Origin of the sequence: Amycolatopsis sp. NPDC051102, assembly GCF_040682815.1 — a bacterium.
GTDB lineage: Bacteria > Actinomycetota > Actinomycetes > Mycobacteriales > Pseudonocardiaceae > Amycolatopsis.
In genome coordinates, this window is the sequence record NZ_JBFBBT010000042.1 from 34,888 (window position 1) to 41,773 (window position 6,886).

Annotated in this window: 8 protein-coding genes and 1 pseudogene; 5 read left to right on the forward strand and 4 right to left on the reverse strand. The window is 71.5% G+C overall.

Annotated elements, in window-relative coordinates; translation table 11 throughout:
* Positions 1-89: 89 nt before the first annotated feature.
* Positions 90-1,049, reverse strand: coding sequence for a helix-turn-helix domain-containing protein (locus AB0M93_RS48125; RefSeq protein WP_364288119.1), 960 nt, complete (start codon positions 1,047-1,049; stop codon positions 90-92).
* An 83-nt stretch (positions 1,050-1,132) separates the two neighbouring features.
* On the opposite strand from AB0M93_RS48125, the gene AB0M93_RS48130 reads away from it, so the two are divergent.
* The gene (locus AB0M93_RS48130; RefSeq protein WP_364288104.1) at positions 1,133-2,047 is read left to right on the forward strand and encodes a DMT family transporter; all 915 of its coding nucleotides are present in this window, start codon (positions 1,133-1,135) and stop codon (positions 2,045-2,047) included.
* On the opposite strand, the gene trpD is transcribed toward AB0M93_RS48130, so the two are convergent.
* The 3 genes from trpD to AB0M93_RS48145 all read right to left on the reverse strand — a co-directional run bounded on the left by trpD (position 2,040) and on the right by AB0M93_RS48145 (position 3,968).
* Positions 2,040-3,074: an anthranilate phosphoribosyltransferase gene (trpD, locus tag AB0M93_RS48135; RefSeq protein ID WP_364288107.1), complete on the reverse strand. Its 1,035-nt coding sequence runs from the start codon at positions 3,072-3,074 to the stop codon at positions 2,040-2,042. The genes AB0M93_RS48130 and trpD overlap by 8 nt on opposite strands.
* 5 nt (positions 3,075-3,079) lie before the next feature.
* The gene (locus tag AB0M93_RS48140; protein WP_364288122.1) at positions 3,080-3,490 is read right to left on the reverse strand and encodes a hypothetical protein; all 411 of its coding nucleotides are present in this window, start codon (positions 3,488-3,490) and stop codon (positions 3,080-3,082) included.
* A gap of 64 nt (positions 3,491-3,554) precedes the next feature.
* Positions 3,555-3,968: a hypothetical protein gene (locus AB0M93_RS48145; RefSeq protein ID WP_364288110.1), complete on the reverse strand. Its 414-nt coding sequence runs from the start codon at positions 3,966-3,968 to the stop codon at positions 3,555-3,557.
* 95 nt (positions 3,969-4,063) lie between these two features.
* Between AB0M93_RS48145 and AB0M93_RS48150 the strand changes: the two genes are divergently transcribed.
* From AB0M93_RS48150 to AB0M93_RS48165, 4 genes and pseudogenes are all read left to right on the forward strand, one after another.
* Positions 4,064-4,687: a heme-copper oxidase subunit III gene (locus AB0M93_RS48150; RefSeq protein ID WP_086681061.1), complete on the forward strand. Its 624-nt coding sequence runs from the start codon at positions 4,064-4,066 to the stop codon at positions 4,685-4,687.
* Between the two features lie 66 nt (positions 4,688-4,753).
* A complete protein-coding gene (locus AB0M93_RS48155; RefSeq protein ID WP_364288113.1) occupies positions 4,754-5,572 on the forward strand; it encodes a c-type cytochrome in 819 nt (272 codons plus the stop codon).
* A complete protein-coding gene (locus AB0M93_RS48160) occupies positions 5,569-6,723 on the forward strand; it encodes a ubiquinol-cytochrome c reductase iron-sulfur subunit (RefSeq protein ID WP_364288116.1) in 1,155 nt (384 codons plus the stop codon). The genes AB0M93_RS48155 and AB0M93_RS48160 overlap by 4 nt, the downstream gene beginning before the upstream one ends.
* A pseudogene (locus tag AB0M93_RS48165) lies at positions 6,720-6,886 on the forward strand (cytochrome b); the annotation flags it as partial. The gene AB0M93_RS48160 and the pseudogene AB0M93_RS48165, both read left to right, overlap by 4 nt.

Genomic DNA, 6,886 nt, shown 5'->3' on the forward strand with positions numbered 1-6,886 from the left:
AACACCATCTCGGTCGCGTGGGCGGACGTGTTCCCCGACGCGGGAGCCGACGACGTCGCACTGGTGTTCCGACCGGTGCGGCAGGGTGCTCAGCCGCGGAACGCCGACCGGTAGGACGACGGGCTCGTGCCCCGCAGCCGGCTGAACTGGTGCCGGAGGGCGGCCGCCGACGCGTAGCCGCACGCCGTCGCGATGTCCTCCACCGACAGGCCGCCCGCCTCCAGCAGGGCCTGAGCCCGGTCCAGGCGCCGCTCGGTCAGCCAGCGGTGCGGCGTGGTGCCCGTCGCCGCCGAGAAGCGGCGCAGGAACGTCCGTTCGCCCAGGCCGCTGCGGCGGGCCAGCTCCGCCACCGTGAACGGCTGGTCCAGACGCCGCTCGACCCACTCCAGGGCCTCCGCGACCACGGCGTCGTCGCCCGCCGCCGTCGCCGGGACGGGTGCCTGCACGAACTGCGCCTGCCCGCCCGCGCGGTGCGGGGCCGCCACCATCCGCCGGGCCAGCGTCGTGGCCGCCGCGACCCCGCGCAGCCGGCGCACCAGGTGCAGGCACAGATCGACCGCCGCGACCGTGCCCGCGCTGGTCAGGACGCCGCCGTCGTCGGCGTAGAGCGCCTGCGTGTCCACCTCGGCGGCCGGGAAGCGCGCCCGGAACTCCGTTTCGTACACCCAGTGGACCGTGCAGCGGCGGCCGTCGAGCAGACCCGCGTAGCCGAGGGTGAACACGCCCGCGCAGAACCCCGCCACCCAGGCTCCGCGCCCGGCCGCGTCGCGCAGGACGTCCAGCACCGGGGCCGGCGGCGGCGCGGTCCGGGGCGCGCACGTCGGCACGATCAGCAGGTCCGCCGCGGCCGCGTAGTCCAGGTCCCGCAGGCCGGACAGCCCGAACCCGGACCAGCTCTCGACCGCGGACCCGCCGGGGGAGCAGACCCCGAAGTCCCAGCCTTCGATGCCGTCGGCGCTGCGATCGGTGCCGAAGACTTCGCACGCGACACCCAGTTCGAACGGCGAAACGCGGTCGGCGAGCACCACCGCGACCCGGTTGACGTCCATGGCCGCCAGCATGTCACAAGTTTTGCGCTCGTTGTCATCTCTGACACTGGTTGGGAACGCCCGGCGCGACGAACCTGGTCGGCATGACGAACTCCGAAACCCGCCCCCTGCTCCAGTGGTCCGCGGCGATGGCGATGTCCGGCACGATCGGCGCCGTCGTCCTCGAGAGCGGCGCGGCCGCCCCCGCCGTGGCGTTCGCCCGCTGCTTCGTCGGCGGCGCGTTGCTCGTGCTCTGGTGCCTCTCCCGCGGCTGGCTGCAGGCCTGGCGACCGTCCCGCCGCGACCTCGGACTGGCCGTGCTGGGCGGGCTGTTCCTGGTCGGCAACTGGGTGCTGCTGTTCGCGTCCTACGCGCTGTCGTCGATCTCGGTCAGCACGGTCGTCTACCACACCCAGCCGCTGATCCTGGTCGGCCTGGCGGCGGCGTTCCTCGGCGAGAAGGTGGCCAAGAGCCACCTGATCCGGGCCGGGATCGCGTTCGCCGGGGTGGCGTTGATCTCCCTGTCCGCGCACGGCGAGGACGGCAAACCGGTCCAGCTGGCCGGCATCGCGCTGGCCCTCGGTGCGGCCGTGCTCTACGCCGGAGCGTCCTTCGTCGCGAAGCAGCTGAAGCACATCCGCCCGCACCTGCTGGCCGCGGTGCAGACGACGGTGGGCGCGCTCGTGCTGGCGCCGCTGCTGCTGGTGACGCCGCTGCCGTCGACGACGTCGGGCCTGCTGTGGCTGGTGCTGCTGGGGACCGTCCACACCGCCCTGATGTACGTGCTGATGTACGCGAGCATCGGCAAGCTGCCCACCACGACGGTGGCGCTGCTGTCCTACCTGTACCCGGTGGTGGCGGTGCTGGTGGACATCGTGTTCTACGGCCACCGTCCGAACTGGCCGGAAGCGCTGGGCATGCTCGCGGTCTTGGCGGCGGCCCTGGCACCCCAGGGCCGCCACAAGCCCGCCGCCGCGCCGGAAAAGCCGGCCGGTGCGGCGGCCGAGCGGGTCAGCTGAAGGCGATCCAGCGGTCCAGCAGCGCGGCCGCGGCCCCGGAGTCGATCGCCTCGGCCGCTCGCGTCAGACCCGCCCGCAGATCGTCCTCCAGCGACTCCGAGAAGCCCGTGAAGGCGGCCAGCGCGGCCGCGGCGTTGACCAGGACCGCGTCGCGGACCGGGCCCGGCTTGCCGCCGACCAGCTCGCGGACCACCTCCGCGTTCGCCGCCGCGTCGCCGCCGCGCAGGTCCTCCGCCGTCGCGCGGGGGATGCCCACGGACGCGGGGTCGAAGCTGCGCTCGGTGACCGTGCCGTCCGAGACCACCCAGACCGTCGACGTCGTGGTCGTGGTGATCTCGTCGAGGCCGTCGTCGCCGCGGACCACCAGGGCGCGCGTGCCGCGGCGGGCGAACGTCTCCGCCAGCACCCGCGTCTTGTCCTGGTAGGCGCAGCCGATCAGGGCCGCGCCCGGCTGGGCCGGGTTGGTCAGCGGGCCGAGCAGGTTGAACGTCGTCGGGATGCCGAGCTCGCTGCGCACCGGGCCGGCGTGCCGCAGCGCCGGGTGGAACGCCGACGCCAGGAAGAACCCGACGCCGACCTCGGCGAGGCTGCGCTGGACGTCCTCCGGCGGCAGGCTGATCCGCACCCCGAGGGTCTCCAGCACGTCCGCCGCGCCGGACTTCGACGACGCGCTGCGGTTGCCGTGCTTGGCCACCGGCGCGCCCGCCGCCGCCGTGACGATCGTCGCCATCGTCGAGATGTTCACCGAGTTGGAGCCGTCGCCGCCGGTGCCGACGATGTCGACGGCCGGGCGGTCGAGCTCGACCCGCTTGGCGTGCGCCAGCATCGTGGCCGCCATGCCGGCGATCTCGTCGGGCGTCTCGCCCTTGGCGCGCAGCGCCACCGCGAACCCGGCGATCCGGGCCGGGCTCGCCGCGCCGCTCATGATCTGGTCCATCGCCCACGCCGTGTCCTCCGCGGAGAGGTCGACGCCCGCGATGAGCTGCTTGAGCAGGGGTGGCCAGGTGCGGGGGACCGGGGTGGTCACCGGGCTCAGCCGTTCACGACGGGGACCCGTCGCGCGCGCAGCACGTCGGCGACGGTCTCCGCGGCGGTCAGCGGGTCCAGCGGGTGCACCAGCACGGCGTCCGCCTGCGACCAGGTCGCCAGCCACCGGTCGTCCTTGCGCCGCACGGCGACCACGATCGGGGGACAGTCGGCGATTTCACTCTTCAGCTGCCGGCAGAGGCCGATACCGCCGGTCGGCTGCGCCTCGCCGTCCAGGATGGCCAGGTCGACGTTCCCCGCGTCCACCTCGGACAGCACGTCCGCGATGCCGGCCGCCTCGACGTAGTCCACGCGCGCCAGATCGGCGGCGGGCCGCCGGCCGACCGCGTTCACGATCGCCTCGCGCACCTCCGCCTTGTGGCTGAACACCAGGACCCGCATCGACCGCTCGCCCATGTTGGACACGCCCTCTCTCGTCACCGCACCACTCGCCCGCCGATCGTATCGGCCGAGACCGACATCACGCGGTCGGCTCCGGCTGGAGCGCGTCCCAGCCCAGCGCGTCGCCGCCCAGCCGTTGCGCCAGCCCGGCCATCCGGGACCGTTCCTGGGCGCAGTGCAGCGCGTCGAGCACCTGGACGCGGACCGCGAGCACCCGCGTGAAGCCGCCGTCCGGCGACTGTTCTCGCAGCTCATAGCCGTCCTGGGCGAGGATCGACGCCGCCTCGGCGAGCCGGTCCGGCGGGAGCAGCAGGTGGTGCCGCAGAACGGCCGGTGCCGCGGCGACCCAGGCGGGTGAACCGGCGAGCACGGCGGAGTCCGCGACGACCGGGTCGAAGGCCTCGGCGACGATCTTCAAGCCGGGCGCGCCGGCGCTCAGACCGGGCGTTTCCCGCTTCTTGACCAGGTCAAGCAGCCGGTCGAGTAAACCCATGAGTAGCTCTCACCTTCCCGGGCATCCGATGTGATCGGTAACGCAGACGGCTCGCCGTGGACCCACCCGGCGGAGCGGTGGTGCGAGAGGACATAATGCGACGCGTGACAACGGCAGCTCCCACCATCAGTCAGCGGGTCCACTCGCTGAACCGGCCGAACATGGTCAGTGTCGGCACCATCGTGTGGCTTTCCAGCGAGCTGATGTTCTTCGCCGGACTGTTCGCGATGTTCTTCACCGTCAAGGCGCAGAACTCGTCCGGCCAGTGGCCGCCGCCGCTGCACGGCGAGGAGTTCCACCTCAACGTGGCGTACGCGATCCCGTTCACGGTGATCCTCGTGCTGTCCTCGCTGACCTGCCAGTTCGGCGTGTTCGCCGCCGAGCGCGGCGACGTCTACGGGCTGCGCCGCTGGTACATCATCACGTTGATCATGGGCGCGATCTTCGTCGGCGGCCAGGCCAACGAGTACCACAACCTGGTCGAAGAGGGGATGACGATCCCGTCCGGCCCGTTCGGCACGGTCTTCTACCTCGCGACCGGCTTCCACGGCCTGCACGTCATCGGCGGGCTCATCGCCTTCGTGTACCTGCTCATCCGCACGAAACTGAGCAAGTTCACGCCCGCCCAGGCCACGTCGGCGATCGTCGTGTCCTACTACTGGCACTTCGTCGACATCGTGTGGGTCGGCCTGTTCGGTGTGATCTACCTCCTGCCGTGAGGGGCTCACCCCCAGCCGCCACCACCTTCACCATCGGCCTGAACTGACAGCAAGGGTTGCCGCAAGATGACCACCAGCACCAAGTCCTCGGAGCGCCGCTACCGCGCGCGGTCGAAGCTGCGGAGGCGGTTCGCCGGCCTGCTCGCGCTCGGTATCGCGCTGGTGGGCGCCGGCGCCCTGTACGCCGTGTTCGCCCCGGAGCCGCAGACCGCGCAGGCCCAGGGCACGCCGGCGCAGCTGCGCCTCGGCGAGCAGGTCTACAACAACACCTGCATCGCCTGTCACGGCGCGAACCTCGAGGGCGTGCAGGACCGCGGGCCGAGCCTGATCGGCATCGGCGACGCCGCGGTGTACTTCCAGACTTCTTCGGGCCGCATGCCCGCCGCGCGCCAGGAGGCGCAGGCCGAGCGCAAGCCGCCGAAGCTGACCGAGGCCGAGATCGACGCGGTCGGTGCCTACATCCAGGCGCACGGCGGCGGCGTCCAGCGGCCCGCCGAAAAGGGCGAGGCCCTGCGCGGCAACGACCCGGCCCGCGGTGGCGAGCTGTTCCGCCTCAACTGCGCGTCGTGCCACAACTTCACCGGCCGCGGTGGCGCGCTGTCCGCCGGCAAGTACGCGCCGAACCTGGACCCGGCCAGCGAAGAGCAGATCTACACGGCCATGCTGACCGGCCCGCAGAACATGCCGAAGTTCTCCGACCGGCAGCTGACGCCGCAGGAGAAGAAGGACATCGTCGCCTACGTGAAGTCGGTGTCGGACGGCAACAACAACCCGGGTGGTAACGGCCTCGGCGGGGTCGGCCCCGCTTCGGAGGGCGTCATCGCCTTCATCGTCGGGATCGCCGCGCTGATCGGCGTGACGTTGTGGATTGGATCGAAGGCATGAGTGCCGAGGGGCCGAAGCCGCCGACGGAGGCGGAGCTGGCTGAGATGGACCGTGACCAGCTGGTGAAGCTGGGCGGTCAGCTCGACGGCGTGGAGATCGTCGAGTACCCGACCCCGTGGCCCGTGGAGGGCACCCGGGCGGAGAAGCGGGCCGAGCGCGTGGTCGCGTTCTGGTTCGGGCTGTCCGCGCTGGCCGGGATCGGGTTCGTGGTCTCGCTGATCTGGTGGCCGTGGCAGTACGAGGCGCCGGACAACGAGAGCGGCCACTTCTGGTACAGCCTCTACACCCCGATGCTCGGCATCACGCTCGGCCTGGCCATCCTCGGCCTGGGCATCGGCGTGATCCTGTACACGAAGAAGTTCGTGCCCGCCGAGGTCGCGGTGCAGCAGCGGACCGACGCGGACGGCGCCGGCTCGGCCGAGGTCGACCGCGCGACGATCCTCGCGCACCTGGCCGACGCCGGGAACCGCAGCACGATCGCCCGCCGGTCGCTGATCAAGCGCTCGGCGATCGCCGGCGCGGGCGCGCTGGGCCTCGCGGCCGCGGCGCTGCCGCTGGCGTCCTTCATCAAGAACCCGTGGAAGAACAGCGAGTCCCGCGACTCGCTGTGGCACACCGGCTGGAAGCCCAACTACCCGGGCGAGAAGGTCTACCTGCGCACCATCTCGGGCTCGATCGAGGAGGACGTCAAGGAGGTCCGCCGCGTCAAGGCCGAGGACCTCGACGCCGGGGCGATGGTCACGGTGTTCCCGTACCGCGACAGCGAGGCGCACGACGAAGAGAAGCTGAACGCGGCGCTGACCAGGGTCGACAACCCGGTCATGCTGATCCGCCTGCGCCCGACCGACGCCGCCAAGGTGGTCAAGCGGGCCGGCCAGGAGGACTTCAACTTCGGCGACTACTACGCGTACACGAAGATCTGCAGCCACGTCGGCTGCCCGACCTCCCTGTACGAGCAGCGGACCAACCGCATCCTGTGCCCGTGCCACCAGTCACAGTTCGACGCCCTCCACTACGCCAAGCCGATTTTCGGCCCGGCGACGCGTCCGCTGGCCCAGCTACCGATCACGGTGGACGAAGAGGGATACTTGATCGCGCGAGGCGACTTCATCGAGGCCATCGGTCCGGCCTTTTGGGAGCGTAAGTCATGAGTTCACTCACCACGCCGACCAAGGGCTCGAGTGCCGTGGAGCGGCACTTGGGCGAGGCCGCGAACAATGCCGACCAGCGGTATCAGCTGGCCAAGGGTCTGCGGCACCAGATGAACAAGGTGTTCCCGACCCACTGGTCGTTCCTGCTGGGCGAGATCGCGCT